21 protein-coding genes are annotated in these 19,999 nt (G+C 68.0%); 11 read left to right on the top strand and 10 right to left on the bottom strand.

Annotated features, from left to right (window positions below; translation table 11 throughout):
- The first annotated feature begins 27 nt into the window (after positions 1 to 27).
- From IU450_RS22415 to IU450_RS22425, 3 genes are all read left to right on the top strand, one after another.
- Positions 28 to 1,716: a tetratricopeptide repeat protein gene (locus tag IU450_RS22415; RefSeq protein WP_195151711.1), complete on the top strand. Its 1,689-nt coding sequence runs from the start codon at positions 28 to 30 to the stop codon at positions 1,714 to 1,716.
- Positions 1,717 to 1,852: 136 nt separating this feature from the next.
- Positions 1,853 to 2,464, top strand: coding sequence for a phosphoribosylglycinamide formyltransferase (gene purN / locus IU450_RS22420; protein WP_195151712.1), 612 nt, complete (start codon positions 1,853 to 1,855; stop codon positions 2,462 to 2,464).
- Between the two features lie 130 nt (positions 2,465 to 2,594).
- On the top strand, positions 2,595 to 3,194 hold the full coding sequence (locus tag IU450_RS22425; protein WP_195151713.1) for a histidine phosphatase family protein: 600 nt from the start codon (positions 2,595 to 2,597) through the stop codon (positions 3,192 to 3,194).
- A gap of 3 nt (positions 3,195 to 3,197) precedes the next feature.
- On the opposite strand, the gene ligD is transcribed toward IU450_RS22425, so the two are convergent.
- On the bottom strand, positions 3,198 to 4,145 hold the full coding sequence (gene ligD / locus IU450_RS22430; protein WP_195151915.1) for a non-homologous end-joining DNA ligase: 948 nt from the start codon (positions 4,143 to 4,145) through the stop codon (positions 3,198 to 3,200).
- 508 nt (positions 4,146 to 4,653) lie between these two features.
- Between ligD and IU450_RS22435 the strand changes: the two genes are divergently transcribed.
- From IU450_RS22435 to IU450_RS22455, 5 genes are all read left to right on the top strand, one after another.
- Positions 4,654 to 5,019 carry a hypothetical protein gene (locus IU450_RS22435; RefSeq protein ID WP_195151714.1) on the top strand — a complete coding sequence of 122 codons (366 nt, stop codon included), beginning with the start codon at positions 4,654 to 4,656 and terminating at the stop codon, positions 5,017 to 5,019.
- Positions 5,016 to 5,738 carry a F0F1 ATP synthase subunit A gene (gene atpB / locus IU450_RS22440; protein ID WP_195151715.1) on the top strand — a complete coding sequence of 241 codons (723 nt, stop codon included), beginning with the start codon at positions 5,016 to 5,018 and terminating at the stop codon, positions 5,736 to 5,738. The genes IU450_RS22435 and atpB overlap by 4 nt, the downstream gene beginning before the upstream one ends.
- A 62-nt stretch (positions 5,739 to 5,800) precedes the next feature.
- Entirely contained in the window at positions 5,801 to 6,061 is a 261-nt protein-coding gene (gene atpE, locus IU450_RS22445) for an ATP synthase F0 subunit C (RefSeq protein ID WP_043702969.1), read from the top strand.
- A gap of 4 nt (positions 6,062 to 6,065) precedes the next feature.
- Entirely contained in the window at positions 6,066 to 6,530 is a 465-nt protein-coding gene (locus IU450_RS22450) for a F0F1 ATP synthase subunit B (protein ID WP_195151716.1), read from the top strand.
- Positions 6,517 to 7,056 carry a hypothetical protein gene (locus IU450_RS22455; protein WP_195151717.1) on the top strand — a complete coding sequence of 180 codons (540 nt, stop codon included), beginning with the start codon at positions 6,517 to 6,519 and terminating at the stop codon, positions 7,054 to 7,056. The genes IU450_RS22450 and IU450_RS22455 overlap by 14 nt, the downstream gene beginning before the upstream one ends.
- Before the next feature lie 90 nt (positions 7,057 to 7,146).
- Here the strand turns inward: IU450_RS22455 and IU450_RS22460 are convergent, their stop codons facing one another.
- From IU450_RS22460 to IU450_RS22500, 9 genes are all read right to left on the bottom strand, one after another.
- Positions 7,147 to 8,595: an amidase gene (locus IU450_RS22460; protein ID WP_195151718.1), complete on the bottom strand. Its 1,449-nt coding sequence runs from the start codon at positions 8,593 to 8,595 to the stop codon at positions 7,147 to 7,149.
- Between the two features lie 706 nt (positions 8,596 to 9,301).
- On the bottom strand, positions 9,302 to 10,507 hold the full coding sequence (locus tag IU450_RS22465) for a site-specific integrase (RefSeq protein ID WP_195151719.1): 1,206 nt from the start codon (positions 10,505 to 10,507) through the stop codon (positions 9,302 to 9,304).
- A 407-nt stretch (positions 10,508 to 10,914) separates the two neighbouring features.
- Positions 10,915 to 11,064, bottom strand: coding sequence for a DUF6223 family protein (locus IU450_RS22470; RefSeq protein ID WP_195151720.1), 150 nt, complete (start codon positions 11,062 to 11,064; stop codon positions 10,915 to 10,917).
- A gap of 107 nt (positions 11,065 to 11,171) precedes the next feature.
- Entirely contained in the window at positions 11,172 to 12,230 is a 1,059-nt protein-coding gene (locus IU450_RS22475) for an ABC transporter permease (RefSeq protein WP_228834957.1), read from the bottom strand.
- Positions 12,231 to 12,265: 35 nt separating this feature from the next.
- Positions 12,266 to 13,225, bottom strand: coding sequence for an RNA polymerase sigma-70 factor (locus IU450_RS22480; RefSeq protein WP_195151721.1), 960 nt, complete (start codon positions 13,223 to 13,225; stop codon positions 12,266 to 12,268).
- Between the two features lie 151 nt (positions 13,226 to 13,376).
- Positions 13,377 to 14,567 carry an NAD(P)/FAD-dependent oxidoreductase gene (locus IU450_RS22485; RefSeq protein WP_195151722.1) on the bottom strand — a complete coding sequence of 397 codons (1,191 nt, stop codon included), beginning with the start codon at positions 14,565 to 14,567 and terminating at the stop codon, positions 13,377 to 13,379.
- Positions 14,568 to 14,638: 71 nt separating this feature from the next.
- Positions 14,639 to 14,875 carry a hypothetical protein gene (locus IU450_RS22490; RefSeq protein WP_195151723.1) on the bottom strand — a complete coding sequence of 79 codons (237 nt, stop codon included), beginning with the start codon at positions 14,873 to 14,875 and terminating at the stop codon, positions 14,639 to 14,641.
- Positions 14,876 to 14,950: 75 nt separating this feature from the next.
- The gene (sigJ, locus tag IU450_RS22495; RefSeq protein ID WP_195151724.1) at positions 14,951 to 15,889 is read right to left on the bottom strand and encodes an RNA polymerase sigma factor SigJ; all 939 of its coding nucleotides are present in this window, start codon (positions 15,887 to 15,889) and stop codon (positions 14,951 to 14,953) included.
- A 10-nt stretch (positions 15,890 to 15,899) separates the two neighbouring features.
- Entirely contained in the window at positions 15,900 to 17,090 is a 1,191-nt protein-coding gene (locus tag IU450_RS22500; protein ID WP_195151725.1) for an NAD(P)/FAD-dependent oxidoreductase, read from the bottom strand.
- A 966-nt stretch (positions 17,091 to 18,056) separates the two neighbouring features.
- Here IU450_RS22500 and IU450_RS22505 point away from each other — a divergent pair.
- The 3 genes from IU450_RS22505 to IU450_RS22515 all read left to right on the top strand — a co-directional run bounded on the left by IU450_RS22505 (position 18,057) and on the right by IU450_RS22515 (position 19,976).
- Complete coding sequence (locus tag IU450_RS22505) at positions 18,057 to 18,992, top strand: hypothetical protein (RefSeq protein WP_324197771.1); 936 nt, start codon at positions 18,057 to 18,059, stop codon at positions 18,990 to 18,992.
- Positions 18,993 to 19,029: 37 nt separating this feature from the next.
- On the top strand, positions 19,030 to 19,275 hold the full coding sequence (locus IU450_RS22510; protein ID WP_195151727.1) for a hypothetical protein: 246 nt from the start codon (positions 19,030 to 19,032) through the stop codon (positions 19,273 to 19,275).
- 104 nt (positions 19,276 to 19,379) lie between these two features.
- Positions 19,380 to 19,976: an HdeD family acid-resistance protein gene (locus IU450_RS22515; RefSeq protein WP_195151728.1), complete on the top strand. Its 597-nt coding sequence runs from the start codon at positions 19,380 to 19,382 to the stop codon at positions 19,974 to 19,976.
- The last annotated feature ends 23 nt before the right edge of the window (positions 19,977 to 19,999 follow it).

The raw sequence follows: 19,999 nt of genomic DNA on the forward strand, positions 1-19,999 counted from the left end.
GCGCTGCGCGGCGAGCAAGGAGCCGCGGTGAGCGCGCCGACCGAACGCACCGAACCGGTCGGGCAGACCGCCACGCCGAGATCGTCGGTCTGGCTGGGGTTCCTGGGCACCGCGTCGGTGGTGGCCTACACGGTGCTGTTCGAATTGGTGCGCACCCTGGTGGTGAACTCCTTCGGTGAGAACAGCGTCGTGCAGTTCTTCAACGGCCCGCTGCGGTGGTTGTCGGTGTTGTTCATCGCCGCGGCGGCGACGTACGCGCTGTCCCGGTTCGCCGGCGGATATCGCAGCAGGCTGCGCACTGCCCGCGAGATGGATCTGATCGCGGGTCTGGTCGAACCGGGGCCCGCGCTGGCGGACCCGCGACCACGGGTAGCCGTGCCGCCGCCGCGGCCGGTCGCCTCCCTCGACGGGCATCTGATCGCCGCGGTGCTGCGCGATCTGCCGGTGCACGACTACGAGACGGTCGCGCTGTTGGCCGTGCTCAACGCCATTCGCGACACACCCGGCCGGCTGCCGGTGGCGCGGGAACCCTCGGCCCGCACCGCGCCGATGCTGCTGCAGGGCCTGTGCCGCCGCGGTGTCCTCGCGCAGGACGGCGCCCAGCGGTTCTGTGTGCGGCAGGTGCCCAGGCTGCCGGATCGAGCGACGGTCACGGCGGGCCCGCAGTGGGGTTCGGCGCTCACCGCGCTACTGCACCACTACGCGGACCGCGCCGGACGCTGGGCGATCGCGCTGGAATCGCGGCGCTTCGCCGTGGGCGCGCGCCGATGGTTCGAGATCGAGGAGCCGTATCTGCGCTCCCTGGTATCGGCGTGCGCGAATCCCGGCGTGGATTTTCCCGCCGCGGCGCTCGCGCATCTGATCGGCATCGGCAACGCACTGGACGTCTGGTATGCGCGAATCGGCTTGCGAGAGAATGCGCATGGCGTGTCCGAGGACCTGTGTTCGCTACCCGGGCTCGACGAACTGAACCGGGATCTGGTGAAGCTGCGGGCAGACCGGCTGGCCGAGCGGCCGCGGGGCTATCGGCCGCGGCGGCTGTCCACGAGCCTGGCCGCCCGCTGGGAACACCACGCCGCGCTGCGCGAACTGGGCGCCGCGCCGCCCGATCTGGACACAGTCGCCGACCGGCTGGAAACCGCGTGGTGGCTGTTACCCCGCGACGACGTCGCGGGCGAGGTGTGCGCACTGATCAACCTCGCCGTCGTCCACATCCGGCAGGGACGCCTCGACGCCGCGCAGGATCGTCTCGAGCTGGCCGAATCCCTCACCCGCACCGGCATCGATCCCGGCGGCCGCGCCCAGACCCACGAGACGATGGGCACCCTGTGGTGGGCCCGCGGCGAACCCCGCCGCGCCCTGCGCTGCTGGCAGCTCGCCCTCACCGCATACCGTGCCCTCGACGACGACCCCGGTATCGGCCGCTGCCTGCAACATCTCGGCTCCGCGATCGTCGTCGCCCCCGACCACGCCACCCTGCTGCTGCCGGACCCAACCCTCACCCGCCTCGAGGCCCTGCGCCAAGCCACCGGATGGCTCGCCGAAGCGCGGCGCAGGCATCCGGCGGCCCGCCACGCCGAAGGTTATGCCGCACAGGCCCGTTCAGCGCTGCGCGGTGACCGTCGCCTGCGCGACCTGCTCCCGTCGCGCCGCCGCACCCCGCTGTCCCGCATCGACCAATGGCCCGCCCCTGTCGATGATCACGCCCCTCGCTGACGTGTCCACGGTCCGCCTCCAGCCCGGCCGATGGGGTCTCGGCGTCGGAATCGGACTCGGCAGGTCCGCCGCCGGTGAAGCTTGTGCCGTCGTCCGTGAGCGAGCCCCCGCAGCGCCTGTGCGAGACTAGGCGACCATGCCGGAGCTTCGCGTCGCGGTGATCGCCTCCCACAACGGGTCGAATCTGCGTGCGCTGCACCAGGCTTCCCTCGAAGCGGACGCCCGGTTCCGGATCGTGCTGGTCATCAGCAACAACAGCGACTCCGGCGCGCTGCGCTATGCCCGGGACACCCGGATCCCCGCCCGGCACCTGTCCGGGCGCACCCATGACGACCCGGACGAAGCAATGCGCGCCGCGCTTGTCGAGCACGCGGTCGATCTGGTGGTGACCGCCGGATATTTGAAGAAGATCGGGCCGCGGACCACGAGCGAATTCGCCACCCGGATCATCAACGTCCACCCCGCGTTGCTTCCCCGCCACGGCGGGCCCGGCATGTACGGCAGGCACGTGCACCGAGCCGTGCTGGACGCCGGAGACCTCGTCACCGGCGTATCCGTCCATCACGTCTCCGGCGAATACGACGCCGGTGAGGTCATCGCCCAGGTCGAAGTGCCGGTGCGGTCGGGCGATACCGCCGAGACGCTCGGTGCGCGGGTCCTGGAAGCCGAACACACCTTGCTCCCCGACGTGGTACGGCAGATCGCCCACGACTCGGCCGCGCGCCCGCCCATTCGAACTCACCTATGAACGATGACCCCGCCGACATGCACTCGGCCCGTCGCACCGACGGCATGCAACGCGCCTGCCGAACCATCACACAGCGGCAGGCGCCCGCCGCTGCCCCGGCGGCGAACGTCGATAACGCGGAGCGGTGATCATGCGATCCACCATCCTTCTGGTTCGTCACGCGCAGCCTTTCATCCCGCACCCAGGCGGCCCCGATGACTATGAGCGCTCGCTGACCGAGGAAGGCGAACACCAAGCCCAGCGACTGGTCACCGAGCTGGCCGCCGCGGATCCCGCCGCGATCTACTCCAGTCCCTTCCTGCGCGCCGTCCGAACGGTCGCGCCGCTGGGTCGTTTCACCGGCCTTCCGATCGAGACCGACAACGAATTGCGCGAATGGGACTCCGGTATCGGTCCGACACCCGAATACGCCCGGCACTACTCCGCGAGCTGGGCCGAGCCCTCGTCCGCCAGACCGGGCGGCGAGAGTCTGCGACAGCTTTCCGACCGCGCCACCGCGGTCCTGAGGACGTTGGCTCGGCGGCACCGCGGGCGCACCATCGTGATCGGCAGCCACGGGACCTTCATCTCCCGCGCGCTGGTCGGATTCGGTCGCCGCGACGTGGGCTGGGCCTTCCAGCGGGAGATGCCGATGCCCGCGGTCTACCGGCTGGACTTCGAGGACGACCGTTTTCGAGCCAGTGGGCCGGGCCTCTCACCAGGGGCGCCGGGAACGAGCAGTGGCTTGTAGAAGTCACTGCGAAGGAGGCACTTTCGCTTCGTGCGGGGACTTGTCCAGGCGCAGACCTCGCCAGCTGGGGTGGCGCAGCCCCTCGGAGGTCGCTTCGCGATATTCGATGTCGGCCACGAGAACGGGCTCCACCCAATGGGCGGCCGCGGCGACCGCACGGGGCGGGGGAACGTCGAAGGGGGTGTCCGGACGCGACAGCTCGTTCAGGCGGGTTTGCAGGGAGCGGCGGTCGTGCATGGTCCAGCCGGTACCGACATTGCCCACGTGCACCAACTGGTCACGGTCGTCGTAAGCGCCGAGCGCGAGCGAACCGAACGTCGCGGAGAAACGCCCCGAGCCGGGCAGCCAGCCCGCGACGACGGCCTCCGTTGTCTTACGCAGCGGTGTCTTGATCCACAACGGGGAGCGGCGGCCGGGGTAGTAGGCCGAATCGAGGCGCTTGGCGACGATTCCCTCCAGACCGTGCTCGCGGGCGACGTCCATCAGGGTGTCGGGATCGACATCCGAGTAGTACGGCGGAGTGCGGGCAAGCGGCCGGTCCAGCGCGAGTTCCGCCAAACGCTCGCGGCGCTCGGTATAGGGCAGATTCATGATGGACCCACCGTGCACCGCCAGCAGATCGAAGGCGAGATATTGCGCCGGGAATCCGCGCAGCAACTCCGCGCTGGGCGAGACCACATGCATACGCCGCTGCAAGCGACCGAACGACGGCACCCCCGTCGCCGGATCGGGCGCGACGATCTCACCGTCGAGAAATATCTCACCACGCTCGCCCAGATCTTCCAGTACGGCCGTGAGCTCGGGAAACGAGCCACTGAGATCGCGATTGTTGCGACTGTAGAACCGGCAGTCCTCGTCCCGGCACCGCGCGATGGCACGGATGCCGTCCCACTTCATCTCGAACGCCCACCGTCCGCGCTCCTGCGGTGGCCGTCCGGAGACGGCCAGCATCGGCGCCGGCACTGACAGCACGGTTTCAGCATATCTTCAGCATCGCTGCGCTTCGTCCCGCCGACGCGCCGTCCGGAGTTCTCGAGAGCGATCTTCTTGTCCTGATGGCAAAGGTGGACCGCGTCTGCCGACCTGCGCCTCCGCGCGACAAGTGTCGACTGGTTCACCGTCGATGGCCACACCATAGCTACTTGTGAGCAATCTCTTGTCGGCGAACGCGAGCGTCCTTGCTGCGCTCGGCGGGACCCGTGAAAATCGGCCTCGTCGGCAGCGGTGGGCAGGCGTGCGAAGCAGTTCCCGGGTGGCGCAACAGACAGTCGGCGCACCGTATGTCAGCGGCCCGGCGCATCACCGCATACCGCCGACTGTCGTGGGGCGCGTGATACGGGCGCTTTGACCGATTTGTCGGGAACTCTTGTACTACAGAACGTAGTAAGTAAGAATGCTGTTGTGACCGTAGGCATGTAGCTCCGCTACAAGCCGTCACGACATCACCTTGGGAGGGCATATGACGGTCAGCGTGGACCGCCGCCCGATCATCGTCGCCGCCGGAGTGGGAATCATGGTTCTCGCAGCGGCCGGGGCGCTGGATCGGCTGCTGATGGGCGTATTCGCCTGCATCGGAATGATATTGGGCTATGGCAACGCGTGGCTGGCCAGAGTTTCCGTCACGCGGATCTCGTCCGGCGCCGAATCGGGCACACACTTCTTGGCGGCGACGAACGGGTTGCGATTGTTCGGCGTCACGGCGCTCGCGCTGGCCGTCGGCGTCCTGGCGCGGCCCGATGGATCGGGCATTCTGCTCGGGCTGGTGACCTTCCAGATCGTCTGGCTGCTCAGCACGGCAGCGCCTGTCCCGCGCGGTGTCCGATGACGAAAGTCCAAGTGGGACATCATGAAACGGCGCACTTCCTCGGGATGGCGTTTCATGTCGACACCATCCTCGCGACCGCGATCGCGGCCGTCGTCGTGCTGGGGCTCGCGTTCTCGCTGCGCGTCAAGCTGACCTCCGGGGTTCCCAACGGCGTGCAGTTGTTCTTCGAGACCGTGACAGTGCAACTGCGCGGCCAGGTGGAAAGCGCGGTCGGCCTCCGAATCGCGCCTTTCGTCCTGCCGCTGGCGGTGACGCTGTTCGTCTTCGTTCTGCTGTCGAACTGGTTGTCGGTATTGCCGGTGCAGTACGGCGACGGCGAATTGATCAAACCGCCCGCCGCGGATGTCAACTTCACCTATGCGCTCGCCTTGTTCGTATTCCTCTGCTACCAGGCGGCGGGAGTGGCGCGACGGGGACCGATCGGGCATGTGAAGCAGGTGCTGAAGGGGCACACCGGGTGGGGCCCGATGGTCTTCATCAACATCATCGAGGAACTGGCGAAACCGTTGTCGCTGGCTCTGCGCTTGTTCGGCAACATGTTCGCGGGCGGGGTGATGATCTCGGTGATCGCGCTGCTCCCCGCCTGGCTCAGCTGGGGGCCCAACGCCGTGTGGAAACTGTTCGACCTGTTCGTCGGGCTGATCCAGGCCTTCATCTTCGCCTTGCTGACCATCCTCTACTTCGGCCAGGCCACCGCGCGCGAGCACGAGAACCACTGAACTGCGCCGGCACACACCGGCCACCACATTCCTCTTTCGACGGGGAAAGGAAAGGAACAGAAATGGCAGACGTGACCCACGAGACGATCGTCCAGGCGGCGGCCCTGCTGGCGGGCGGACTGATGATGGTCGGCGGCGCGATCGGCGCGGGCTACGGCAACGGGATGGCGGGCTCGGCGCTGATCAACGGCATTTCCCGGCAACCGGAGGCCGAGGGAAGGCTGCGCGGCAACTACCTGATGGCGGTCAGCCTGGTCGACGCCGTCTACTTCATCAACCTGACGTTCATGGCGCTGTTCGCTTTCGCGGCGCCAGGAAAGTAGCGCCATGGCGACCGAACACCGAGCGGAACAGAACTTCCTGATCCCCAACGGCACCTTCTTCGCCGAATTGGCGATATTTCTGCTCGTGCTCGCCGTCATCTGGCTGTTCGTCGTACCGCCGATTCGCGACGTGCTCGCCGAACGGGAAGCCCGCGTCACCAAGACCGCCACAGATGAGCAGCGCGCACGTGAGCTCTTCGGGGCAGCCGAGCACCGGTACCGGTCCTCTGTGGCACAGGCACGCGGCGAGGCCGCGCGGTTGCGTGCACAAGCCCGGCTCGACGGCCGGGCGACCCTGATCTCGACGCGCGAGCGCGCACAGGAACAGTCCGACGAGATGGTGGCCGCAGCCACCATCCAGCTGCGAACCCACGCCGACGCGGTGGCGGCAGGGTTGCGCGAACACATCGACCCGCTTGCCGGGCAACTGGCCGACCGAGTGATCGGAGGAGACGGTGAACGAACGTGACGGCATCTACGACATCACCTGGAACTGGCCGGTATTCCTCAGTCAACTGTTCGGCTTCGCCGTGATCGTGGGCGCACTGGTCAGATGGGTGGTCCCGCAGGTGCGGGCGATGATGTTGCGCGCGCAGCAGACGATTCAACGACAGCTGGAGGAGAGCTCGCAGGCCACGACGCGATTGGCCGCGGCCGAACAGGCTTTCGCCGAAGCGGCCGTGACGGCCCGCGCCGAGATGGCCGGAATTCACGAGCAAGCGAGCGCCGACGCGGAGCGGATCGTCGCGGAACTGCGGGCAGCCGCCGCCGCTGAGATCGAGCGGGTGCGCAGACACGGCATGGACCGCGTCGAGCAGGTACGCAGGCAGGTGCGCGAGGAACTCGGGCACGACCTCACCGTCGCGGTGCTCGACCGTGCCGAGTTCGTGGTGCGCGAACGCCTCCAGCTGCCCCGAGCCAGATCGGACAGCATCGACCGATTCCTGGACGATCTGGCGGTGCGGGCGGAACTCGCCGATGAACTGCGCGGCTAGCCGCACAACCCGAGGCACCTCTCTTTCGGCATGGCGGCGGCCGGGGCGCCGACGCCGACGCCGACGCACTGGTCTGATTCGGTGCGCGCGCTAGGGTGCCTGGAAGCCGCCGATCTTCTGCTCGAGCAGTTCGGCCAGCCGCAGCGGGGTGCGGTCCTCGAACATCGGACCGATGAGCTGCACTCCCACCGGCAGACCCTCGGGTGAGCGGCCCGCCGGTATGGCGGTGGCGGGCAGGCCGGGCATGGTCGCCAGACCGGCCCAGACGAGCTGATCGAAGTACTGGTACTCGGCACCGTCGATGTCGATCCGGCGTTCCAGCAGATCGGGGTTGTGGTCGTGCGGGAACGCGGGAGTCGGCGTGATCGGACACACCACGGCATCGAACTCGGCGAACAGCTGCCGCCAGCCGTGGCGGTGCAGCTCGCGACGGTTGTTCGCCGCCAGCCAGTCGCGGTGACCGAACACCATCGCGCGCAAACGGGCCGCGTCCAAACTCTGGTCGTCCGCGCTCAGTTCGGCTGCGCGGCTGCGCAGTTGCTCGTACTCGTCGACGGGAAAGTATGCGACGGAGCCCGAAAACAGCAACTGCATGTAGAGCGTCGCGGCTTCGGTCACATCGGGCAGCAGCGGACTGTGCCGTTCGACGCGCGCGCCGCCGTCGGCGAGCGCGTCGGCCACCCGGTTCACCCCCGCCCGCACAGCGGACCCGGTCGGAATGAGCGGATGCTCGTCGAAGACCAGGACTCGGAAGTCGCAGAGCCGTTCGTGGCGGGCGGGCGGCAGAGCCAGATCGAACGCGACGCCGAGGGTCAGTGGGTCCGGTCCGGCCATGACGTCGAGCAGGAGCGTGAGGTCGCGGGCGGTGCGCGCCATCGGACCGACGACGGCGAGGTCGAGGTCGACCGGCCATGCGGGCGCGGACGGCGGGACCATCCCGCGGGGCGCCGCCAGCCCGAGTGTCGGCTTGTGCGCGTAGACACCGCAGAAATGCGCGGGGGTGCGCAGCGAACCGGCCATGTCGGAGCCGATGGACAGCGCGCCGAATCCAGACGCCAATGCCGCCGCCGATCCGCCGGAGGAACCACCCGACGTGCGACCGTGATCCCACGGGTTGTTGGTGGTGCCGTAGACCTCGTTGAAGCTCTGTATATCTTGCAGCCCGAGCGGCACATTGGTCTTCCCGAGTACAACGGCGCCGGCGGCCTCGAGCCGTGACACCTGTAGCGCGTCCTCGGCCGGCATATAGTTCCGGTGCATCGGTATGCCCCAGGTCGTGGGCAGCCCGGCAATGTTGTAGCACTCTTTGACCGTCACCGGAATGCCGAGCAGCGGCCGGTCCTCGCCGCGGGCGCGCGCCTGGTCGGCACGGTGTGCGGCGGCCCGCGCACGGTCGAAGGTCCGCACACAGATCGCGTTGATCAACTTGTCGTCCCGCTCGATACGGGCGATCGCTTCGTCGGTCAGTTCCACCGAGGTTACGTCACCGGCACGCAATGCGGCCGCGAGCTCTTCGGCCGACCTAAAATTCCACTCCATGAATTCGACGGTATCGGTCTGCCGCAGCGGACATAAAATGCCGTCTCGCGCAAACGAGAAAGTCGAACGGGTGACCTTCAGTTCAAATCAACGCACTCGTTCTGGCATATCCCAGGTCACGGTGTCGGCATAGCCTACTGCGATCGGTGCAGGCCACGAAATGCCGTTTTGCACAACGGGATAGGTGTCACAATGGGTACCTGTTCCCCTCCGGCCGCAGACTGTGCGGCCGGCCGCTGGTCATGGCGCCGTGCGGCGAGATCGGTGCGGGCCCGGAAATGCCCACGAGGGAGGTGGCCCCCGTGCGCGGCCGGAAAATGCAATTCAATTCCCAAAAAACTGGTGAAGTAGCGGTATTGCATCCGTGCGTTATTCGTCGTTCGAAGGGGCACCGGCATTCGAGGCACCGCGTCCGCTGCTGGCGCTCCCAACCGAACAGCATCGCATCGAACGCCGCGCGTTCGGGGTCCAGGTGCACGACACCATCGGCCGGCACCACGTGCGCCGCACTCGCAGATCGACCCTCCACGGTGTTGCATCAAACACGACATTGTTGCGTCTTGTTCGCAGAACGCTGGAATCATCCAGGCAGGGCGCTAATTTCGCGGCGATACGCTAGGGTGGCAATTGCTCTCAACCTGCGTCGCAGTCTTCATCGCGAGAATGTGCAGTGTTGCATTCAATGCAATTCGTCCTAGTTCATCGCTCACAGTCCGAGTTTGGTGACCGCGTTGTCTTCCAGCGGGTTGGCGGTGCGAATGTATCCATGGACGGTGCGCGGATTGGACCAGCGGCCTTGGCGCATGATCTCGCGGTCGCTGGCGCCCCCGAGGGCAGCCTGCGTGGCGAACCCGGCGCGCAGCGAATGACCGGAGAACAGAGCGGGATCGAGTCCGGCTCGGGCGGCATAACGTTTGACCAACTCGGCGACCGCTCGCCCGGACATGGCGTGGTCGCCGATCACGCCGTGGCGGTTGATGGTGGGGCAGAGAGGAAGATCCGCGTCGGCGAGCGTGGTGCCGGTGAAGCCGTGGCAGCGGTGGATCTCGGGTGCCGCCGGGTGCGCGTCGGCCAGCCAGGCCCGGACTCCGGAAGTACCGGCCGTGGCGTGGATTTCGCGCAACCGCAGCCAGTCGGCGAAAGCGCAGACGGGGCAGGTGGCGGGTCGGCGGCCGCGGGGGAGAGCCACCCGCTGTTCCGCCGCACCGGTCGGGTCGGTTTTCGTCGCGGGCAGCCGGATCAACAGGATCGGTTCTCCGGTGGTGTGGTCGAGGCCGACTTCGACATCGCCGACCCGCAATCCGGCCAATTCGCTGCGACGCAACGCACCGGCGAAACCGATGAGCAGCACGAGCGCGTCCCTGCGGCGAGCGGGTTCGGTGGGCCAGCCCGGTCCGGGAAGCCCGCTCAAGAGCTGATCGAGGGTGTGCAGCAGGACGGGGCGTTTGCGTTTGGGCTGGCTGCGCCGGGTGCGGCGGATACCGCGCAACGTCAGGCGCACCACGTCCGACCGCGTCGGCGACGGCAGGCCGTTCGCCGCGTGCACCGCCGCGATGGCGGCCGACTTGCGCTCCAACGTCGCTGGGCTGAATGCCCATCCGCCGGTGTCGCGGCGTGCGTCGGCGGCCGCGGCGAGGTAGACCGCGACATCGAGCGCGTCGGCGGGAAGCGCCTGCCTGCCTTCGGTGCCGCACCACGCCGACCAGGCCACCCAGTCGGCCCGGTAGGCGCGCAGCGTGTTCGCCGATTGGGACGCTTCGAGATACCGCCGCAGCGAACCGGCTTGGTCGTCGTCGAACCGGTCCCGCACCAGCCGCAAGGCCGCGGCATCGACCAGCACGCTGCGCACACCACGACGCAACTCGGTGCGCACCGACTCCGGGACCACCACCACGCTGGATCGATCATCCATGGCTCGGGCTCCCGCGTTCACCTCGGCGACTGACTGACCGCGCCGGATCACTCGGCGCGAGAATCCAGCCTACGGCACCGCGGACGCGCGCCTGCGATCAGAAGGGGCGATGCAGTGCCGAGGCCGACGATCCTCCCCGGACACCGCATCATTCGTCTTCGAACCACGCATTCATCCAGCGTCACAGTGACGTTGAGGAAGGGTTCCCCGTGTCTCGGGCAAACCGCTTGGAAAACTTGTCGCGTCGCGTCGCTCGGTTCGCCGGCCGAACTGCGCTGAGATGCGCGGTGCCGCAGCCCTAGGGCCGCTTCGGCAACGCATGGCGTAGCGAAGGCCGCCGCTGCTGCGGTCGACCGAAAGAGCGCGGACGCGACCGACAACCTCCCGGCTGTCCGGGATGTGCTCGATCAGATGCACACCCCGAGTGCCATGCCGATCAGTCCCAGAGTCCGGGCCAGGACGGCTTCCACTCGGCCGGTGCCGGTCCGACGGATGGAGCGAGCCAGGACAAGCGTTCCCGCGGCCATACCGACCAGCGCCACCACGGCGGTCGGCATGGCCCGAATCTCCCGAAGCCCGGACCACAGTCGGCGGCGACCCACACCTGCGCGACCGCCGGAGCGGCGGCCACAGAGTAGACGAACATCGCGAATCTCCTTCGATCTCAGGAATTGCCCTGCAGAGTTGATGCCGACGGGGCATCAGCGGATGCTGTACGCGTCAACCGAATTCCGGCGGTGGCGCGGTGCGCGCGCAGGCCACCGACCAGGCACAGAGCCGCGCCGAGAACGATCCAGGCGAGCAGAACAACGGCGGCGGCGCTGCCGCCACGGCCGTCGAAAAAGGCGGTCGATCGCAGCAACCGGCCGCCTGCTCCGGGTGGCAGAAGCTGGCCGAGCCTGCCGGACCAGCCGGGCAGCATCTCGGGCGCGGTCGCCGTGCCCGAAAGGGGGTTGCCGATGAGCATCATGATCACGGCGCCGATCCCGATCCCGGCAAATCCGAGCACAGAGTCCAACCCGAGCACAGTCAAGGAGGTAGCCGCGACGGTCAGGGCGACGGCGCCCGCGTTGGCCGCGTAGGACCCGTCCAGAGAGCCGAGCCAGAATTGCAGGATCGCTGCCACTGTCAGGCCGCCGATGACCGCGAAGCCCAGCGCGCCGGTGACCCGGCGCACAGAGCCCCGGACCAGTCTGATCAGCAGCACAGCGGCCAGCAGACCGCCCATGACCAGTGGCAACGCACCTGCGGCCAGCCCGGCACCGCGCGGGTCATCGGCGGGCAGAGCCGCGAGGTCGCGAACCGCGACCGGCGTGCCGGGGTTACCCGCCTGTCCGAAGCCGGCCGCCATAGTCTGCAGAGTTTGGGCGACCGCAGTGCTTGCTGCTGTGGCGACGATGACCTGCGGGGCGCCGGAGCGCAGGACAATAGCCCCGTACACCTGCCGGTCGCGGACAAGTTGTTCAGCGGCATCGGTGTCGGCGACTTCGGTGATCTCGAAGCCACCCGGCAGACGCTGCTCGAGCGTCGTACGGATCTGTGCGACCGCAGTGGTCGGCCCGGCGACTGCGATCGGCACATCGTGCACCGACGACCGCACCGCCGGCCAAGCGAACGCGATCAGCAACGTGCTCGTGATCGCCGTGAGCGCGACGACCACTCCGGCCACCCTCGACCATCGTGACGGAAGTGTGTCGGTGGCGAGCGGTGCCCGCAGGGTCATCTCTACTCCTCGAACAGTCGGGCCGTAACTGGTAGTCATCGCAGGGTCAGTGGGGTCGCGGATTCGATATGGGTCAGTTTCTGCGGGTTGCGGACGTAATAGAGGCCGGTGATGCGGGTGTCCTCCACATGCACCACGATGATGCCGTCGAGTTCACCCTCGACGTGCAGAGCCAGTGCCGGGCCTGCGTTGACCACGGTCGCCTCGACGGTGAGCGCGACCTCGTGCTTGGTAAGCCCGCCGACGATGAACCGGGCCACCTTGTCGGCGCCGACGACCGGATGCGGTGTGGCCTGCTTGATACCACCGCCGTCGCTGATCGCGACAACGTCGGGCGCGAGCACGTCGAGCATGCTCTGCAGGTCCCGAGTCTCGAGCGCCCGCTGGAACGCCTCGACAGCCGCCTCGGCCTGGCCCGCGCTGACCGTGCGGCGCGGGCGGCGGGCTTCGACGTGGCGACGGGCGCGGTGGGCGATCTGGTGCACGGCGTCGGGGGTCTTGTCGACCGCAGCCGCGATCTCGTCGTAGCCGAACCCGAATGCTTCTCGCAGCACGAACACCGCCCGCTCGGTCGGGGTCAGTGTCTCGAGCACCAGCATCAACGCCATCGACACGCTCTCGGCGAGTTCGACGTCGGCGGCCACATCCGGTGCGGTGAACAGCGGCTCCGGCAGCCACGAGCCCACGTAGGACTCTCTGCTCCGCTTCATCGACCGCAGCCGGTTGAGTGCTTGGCGGGTGGTGATCCGTACCAGGTAGGCGCGCTGCTCGCGCACCTGGGTCAGGTCGACCTTCACCCATCTCAGCCAGGTTTCCTGCAGGACGTCCTCGGCGTCGGCCGCTGATCCGAGCAGCTCGTAGGCGACGGTGAACAGCAGATTGCGGTGCAAGACGAACGTCGCCGTCGCGTCGACGGTGGCATGGTCGTCGCGGTCGAGGCCCGCTGCCTCGCTGTCGGCCCGCCACTGCCCGTCGGATTCATCTGTTGTGGCCATTGGAGTCCTCTTCTAATGGTTGGTGGCCGTTGGGTCCGCGCCGGTTCGCCGGTGAGACACGATGTGCGGCAGCGTCGGCGATTCGGGCACTGCCGCACATCGTGTCGCCGAGTCACCGGTGGCCGGGCGCGACGACGGCGGTAGCGTTGTCCTACGCGACCGGTGTAGCCACGTCGTCGCGCTGACCCCGCAACAGCTGCGGCCGGTGCTTGCCGTCTTTGGGCCAGTGGTGCGAGCCGGGCTTGCGTGCTTCGGTCACCAGGTGCTTGACGCTGGCTTCGCAGGCGAACTCCTTGAGCTTCTTGCCCGCGAATCCGCTGAAGTAGAGCCGCATGGCGGTGTCGTCCTTGTGGCCGAGCTGGAAGATCCCGGCGTCCCGGCCGAAGCTGAGGCACATGGCCGGGAACGACAGGTCGATCGGCGCAGGCTGCTCACCCGCGATCCGACTCAGCACGGTGTCGGCGGCATGGGCGCCCAGGCATCCCGCGGCGTAGGCACTCATCCGGAACGGCAGATCCGAAGGTGCCGACGAATCGCCCGCCGCGACGATGCGCTCGTCGTCGAGGCTGGTCAGCGTTTCGTCGGTGAGCAGCCGCCCGGCGGCGTCGGTACGCAACCCACTACGCTCGGCCAGATCCGGCACACCGAAGCCCACCGACCAGATGGTGACCCGACTCGGCACCGTCCGTCCATCGCGCAGTTCGACCGCGTCCTTGCGCACCGCGGTCACCGACGTATCGGCGCCTTCGAGCACGCTCACCCCGAGCTCGGCGAGGTACTTGCGGGCGGTGCGCCGAGCCTTCGGGTGCAGATAGGGGCCGAGCAGACCGCCGCAGACCAACGTGACGGTGCGACCTTGCTCCGCCAGCTCCGCGGCGGTCTCGATGCCGGTCGGACCACCCCCGACGACCGTCACCGCCGCAGACATCGGCGTGTCGAACAGCGCCGACCGCAGCCGCTGCGCCGCCTCCAAAGTCGCGATCGGATAGGCGAATTCATCCGCACCGGGCACCTGCGAGTCCGCGCAGCCGCTGCCGACCGCGTAGATCAGGTGGTCGTAGCCGATCGTGCCACCCTCGGCCAGGCACACACTGCGCCCAGCTGCGTCGATCCGTCTCGCGCTGTCGACGACCAGCTGGACACCCGCGGCGAGGACTTCCGTGTAGTCGACGACCGCGTCGTGCGTCCCGCCCACCAGCTGGTGCAACCGCAGCCGCGGGACAAAGACCGGACGCGGATTGATCACGGTCACAGTCACGTCGTCACGCTGTGTCAAACGATTGGCCGCCATCACACCGGCGTACCCGCCGCCGATCACAACCACATCGATGTTCTTGCTCATGATGTCTTCCTTCGCTCCGAGAGGCTCGAACACAAGACACCGCAACGTCGAACATCCTGACATGGTGTGACTCAGATCACTTGATTTGCCGGCTCGGGGCTCGCCCCGCGATCGCGTAGTCGGACCCGCCCCTGTGTTCGGCGATCAAGCTGCTTGCCAGCACTGAGTTGGTACCAACCCACCTTTGACTGCGCCCGTGTGCCTTTGCGCGTCATGGCGAGGGCGGTGAAGGGGGCGAAGATCACCAGCAGGCCGTGGCGTGCATGCACCACGTCACTCTGCTCAGCGCCACCCACGACGTCGAACACGGCCGAGCCGCGGAGCTCGCCGGTCGGTTCGACGGCAATTGATCGTGAATGCGAGATCGAGTGTCGGACGGACGGTTACCACGATTCGATCAGCGGGGCATCATGCTCACGCCGCTGCCATTCCTCGGTGAGGCGCGCGAGTCGGTCCGGGTTGGCGATGCCGCGCACGCCTGCGACTTTGTCGTCACGGATCTCCAGAATCGTGACGCCCAAGACCCGGTCGTCCAGCGTGAAGATCATTGCCGGGCAGCCGTTGACCACGGCGGCATGGATCGAGGGCGAACCACCGACGAGTCTCCGCTTTGCCGGAGACGGTGTGAGACCGGCCCGCACCGCGCTGGCGATCTGCTGCGGGGTCGAGTACCGGATCAGCTTCTCGGCCAGCCCGCCGGCGCCGTCGGAGGTGCCGGTCGCCTCGTTGGTCAGCAGCGCGACGAGGCGTTCGGTCCGGCCCGAGGAGGCGGCATCGATGAAAGCCTCGACGATTCGACGGGCGGAGCCATGGTCGATGTCAGTGTCGTTGCGAGCGGCGGCGATTCGACGCCGCGCTCGGTGGGCGTGTTGCTGACTGGCGGACTCGGTGATGCCGAGAATCTCGGCTACCTCGGCGTGACTGTACGCGAAGGCTTCGCGTAGCACGTACACAGCCCGTTCGACCGGCGACAGACGTTCCATGAGCATCAGCACCGCCAGGGTCACCGATTCGCGCTGCTCGACGGTGTCGGCCGGGCCCAGCATCGGGTCACCGTCGAGGAGCGGTTCGGGCATCCAGGCGCCGACCGCGCGTTCGCGCCGCACCTTCGCCGAACGGAGCCGATCGAGCGCCAGATTGGTGACGATCTTGGTCAGCCATGCCTCGGGGGCCTCGACACGGTCCCGGTCGGCGGCCTGCCACCGCAGGAACGCATCCTGCACCGTGTCCTCGGCGTCGGCAGCCGAGCCGAGCAGACGATAGGCGAGCGAGGCCAGCCGATTCCGGCTGGCCTCGAAACGCGCCACGGTGGCAGTGTCCATGGGCAGGACTTTATCCGGCGACCACGTCGGGCGCGTGCTCTCGGGTGGTGGCCAGGCGGTACTTGTGACTCGGCTTTCCGACGGTGGGATGGCTCACGCTCCAGGCGGCAGTCCCGAGGATCGCAGACTTGACGCGCGCGGCGGTCCGGCCACGGAGGGCCCCCGGCTTCGATCGCGCGTCACCGTCGACCAGCTGGAAGATCCCGTCCTTCCGGCCGAGGCTGATGTGGTTGCCGATATACGACAGCGAGGCCGGTGTGATCTTGCGTCCGGTCCGGTCCCCGACGATCGAGGCGATCGCCTGCTTGCTGGTGGGTCCCGCGGAAGCGCAGGACATCGGATACGGCAGACCGTTATCGCCGATGATGAAGACGCTGTCACCGGCAGCGTAGACATCCGGGTGCGAGACCGACCGCATCTGGCGGTCGACCGTGATCTGGCCGTTGGGTTCTACCGCGAGGCCGCTGGCGGCGGCAATCGGGTGCACGGCGAAGCCGGCGGCCCACACGGTCGCGTCGGAGGCGAAAGCGGTGCCGTCGGCGGCGATCGCCGCCGACGCCTCGACGCGTTCGATGGTGGTGTGCTCGTGGATTGTGATGTCGAATCGATCGAAGGCACGCAGCAGGTGACGGCGGGCCTTCGGGCCCAGCCAGCCGCCCAGTTCGCCGCTGGTGGCGAGGCTGACCCGAAGTCCTGGACGGGATTCGGCGAACTCGGTGGCGGCCTCGATCGCGGTCAGGTTGCCGCCGACTACCAGCAACTTCCCGCCCTCGCCCAGCTCATCCAGGCGCGCGCGCAGGCGCAGCGCGGCCGGCCGCGCTGCCACGTGGAAGGCGTGCTCGTCGACGCCCGGAATGCCGTGGTCGGCGGCGGTGCTGCCGAGCGTGTAGAGGAGGGTGTCGTATTCGAGCCGGTCGATGCCCCGGTTGTCGGCGATGGCGACGGTCCGGTGCTCGACGTCGAGTTCGGTCACCCGAGCCACTCGTAGCCGGATGCCGGTGCCCGCGAACACCTCCGCCAGCGGCCGGTGGCGGAGATCCTGCCCGGCGGCGAGCTGATGCAGGCGCAGCCGCTCGACGAAATCGGCTTCGGCGTTGACGACGGTGATTTCGAAGTCGTCGGAGTGGAGTTGGCGGGCCAGGTATCCGGCGGAGAAGGCTCCGGCGTATCCGGCTCCGAGGACGACGATGCGATGCTTCATGGTTCGCTCCTGTCTTGTTCGCGCACTCCCTGAACGAGACAGCCCCCGAATTCCTGACAGCATCGACCAGCGGCGTGGATCACACTCCAGGCTCGCTCGGCGGAGGCGAACCCACGCTGGGCTACGGGTCGCTCTGTCTCTTGGAACGGCCGCGGCTTCAGCGGCGAGCCGAGGGTCTTGTACTCGGGGTTGCTGAGCGTCCGGGCGGCGATTGGTGCGCGAGCCTCCGGGGTGCGGTGCCTGATCGCCGCGGTCCGGTGAGTGCTGGGATCACGTCGGTGGTCAGTGGCCGCCCGTTAGACATCCGGGGAGTGGCAATAGGAGCTGATCTAGGCCACTCAACTCAGCTCCATTCATCAAGCGTCACAGTGACGTTGGCGGACGTTCGGGTCTCGGACAAACCGCTTGGAGGCTTTTCGCGTCGCTCGGTTCGTCGGCCGAACTGCGCTGAGATGCGCGGTGGCCGCAGCCCTGGGCCGGTTCGGCAACGCGTGGCGTAGCGAGGCCGCCGCTGCTGCGGTCGAGGGGGCGCGTCCAGGGGTACCCAGTTTTCGAGGGATTCCGTTTGTAATTTGTTTCGTCATCACAAACGCTACGAAACGAATTAGTTTCGGAGAACTCGATCTTCGCTGGAACCTCTGACCGCCGATAAGGTTCACTTATCGGCGGTCAGGACATGCGCGACTACTCACCGGCCCTCCGGTCCGGGCGAGTTCGACACGTGGATTTCGTTTCGTAGAGATTCGTCATGAAAAACGAAACAAACGCTACGATTTCGTGGTGTCGAACGTGTGCAACTATCCGGGCTGTTCCCGTCCCATCACGCGAGGAGCGGGGCCCGGCCGTCCCTCGGAGTACTGTGACCGCGCCGATCACACGCGCTGGCGCGCCTGGCGGGAACGGCAACGGCAGCAACAGGAATCGGAAGAGACGACCGCTGCCGTCACTGTGACGCAACCGGGCCCGGTGACCGCCGCCCGCTTGCGCGCCGATGAGTTGCTCACCCAGTTCCGTGGGCTCGCCGAACAGCTGAACACCACGCTGAATGCCGCCGTCGCGGAGTTGTCCACGCTCGCCGATCCCGCCATCGCCGAGGCCCAGGTGCAGGCAGTCCAGGTCGACGCGGCACGGAGGATCGCGGAGGCGGAAGGCGCTACCGTGGCGGCCGAGCAGGCGCGGCGGGAGGCGCAGGAGGCCAGGGACCTGGCCGAATCCGCCGCCGAGGACGCGGCAAGCGCCGCCGAACAGGCCGAAGCGCTGATCGCCGAGGCGAACTCGGCGCGCGACGACGCGCTGCGCGAGGTCGAACGGGTCACCAAACAGGCCGCCGACGAGGTGTTCGCCGCACGCAGCGACGCCGAAGCCGAGGTCCGCGCCGCGCGCCGCGCGTCCGCCGAGCAGACCGAACGCATCGAACAGCAAGCCGCGGAACAAGTCCAGCGCGCCGAGCGCCGCGCGGAAACCGAGATCGCGCACGCCCAGCAGGAAGCGGCGGCGCGGGTCGCGGCCGCGCGGTCCGAACGCGATCTCGCCGCGCAGCGCGCGGCCGACGCCGAACGAGCGACCGAGCGCGCCGAACAAGCCGCCGCCGAGCGCGCCGAAGCCGCCGAGGAGGCACGCGCCGAATGGCGCCGAGTCCGCGCCGAGCTCGACGCCACCCGGGCCGAACTCACCGAAACCCGTCGCGCCGCGGCGGCCGAACTCGCCGCCGCCCGAGCCGAGGCCGCCGCCGCCGTAGAGAAGGCACGCGCCGAAACCGCCGAGCGTCTCCAAGCGCTCGACGAGGCCCGCACCCAGACCCTCGCCCGCGCCGAACGCGCCGAAGCCCAACTCGACGAACTGCTCGCCGAGACTCGCCGCAAATCGGCCGCTACCGAACCGGACGATCGCCACGACGGCTGACCAGCGCAATGCCCGGTCCAGACTCCCGGTACGCAGTGTGCGACTCGGAGGAGGACTCGGGCATGTCGGTCATACGCTCTCCCTCGCACACGGACTCGGATCCCCGCACGACGGAACGTCCTACACCGACATCCCGGTAGGCGAGCGGATCGTGCGGGTCGGCCGACTGTTGGAGCCCACTGCCGCACCGGACGAAGTGGCGACCGCCGGTAAGGTCAGCGCTCCGTGGCATGTCGACGAGGTGACCGCCGCACGCGGCGTATTCCTCTGGACGGCCCGGTGATTCGGGAAAGCCGACTCGCTCCTGGCCCCATCGGCCTACGACGAACAGGCGCCCAGCCGGGGCAAATAGATCGCTAACCCCGGACTCGGTCATACCATGTAGCTATGCCCGAAACCGAAGTCGAAGGGCGTACGGAACCACTGGCCGGCGAAGCGCGGCAGACGGTACTGGTGGCCGGTGCCTGTTCGATGATCATGGGTGTGGCCCTGGCGGTGTGGCCGCACAAGTCGTTGCCGACAGCGGAACTGCTGTCCGGTGGCTATCTGCTACTCAACGGGATTGTTCAGCTGGTCGTCGCGGTCGGCGCTCGTTTCGCCACACCGCTGCGAGTGCTGGTGCTCGTGAGTGGGGTCCTGTCGGCTCTGCTGGGGATGTTGTGCTTCGCCGGTGGGAATTCGACTCTGTTGCTGTCGTTCTGGATCGGGTTGGCGTGGGCGATTCGCGGAATCTGCCATGCCACCGTGGCGGTGTGGTTCGACGACCTGCCCGGTCGCGGGCGGCAGGAGCTGTTCGGCCTGGCCACACTGGCATTCGGCGTGCTGGTCGGTGCGCTGCCGTTCGAGTCCCTGGACGCACTCGGCTGGGTGGCCGGAGCCTGCCTGCTCGCGATCGGTGCCACCGAAGCGTTCTTCGCCGCGGGCAGCGGACGTGATCCGGTCGCGGCACCTGGCGTGGCGCCGTCCGTGCACCTGCACGGCTGAGCCGCACACCGCGCCCGGTGGCG

It is taken from the genome of Nocardia abscessus (genome assembly GCF_015477775.1).
Lineage (GTDB): Bacteria > Actinomycetota > Actinomycetes > Mycobacteriales > Mycobacteriaceae > Nocardia > Nocardia abscessus_A.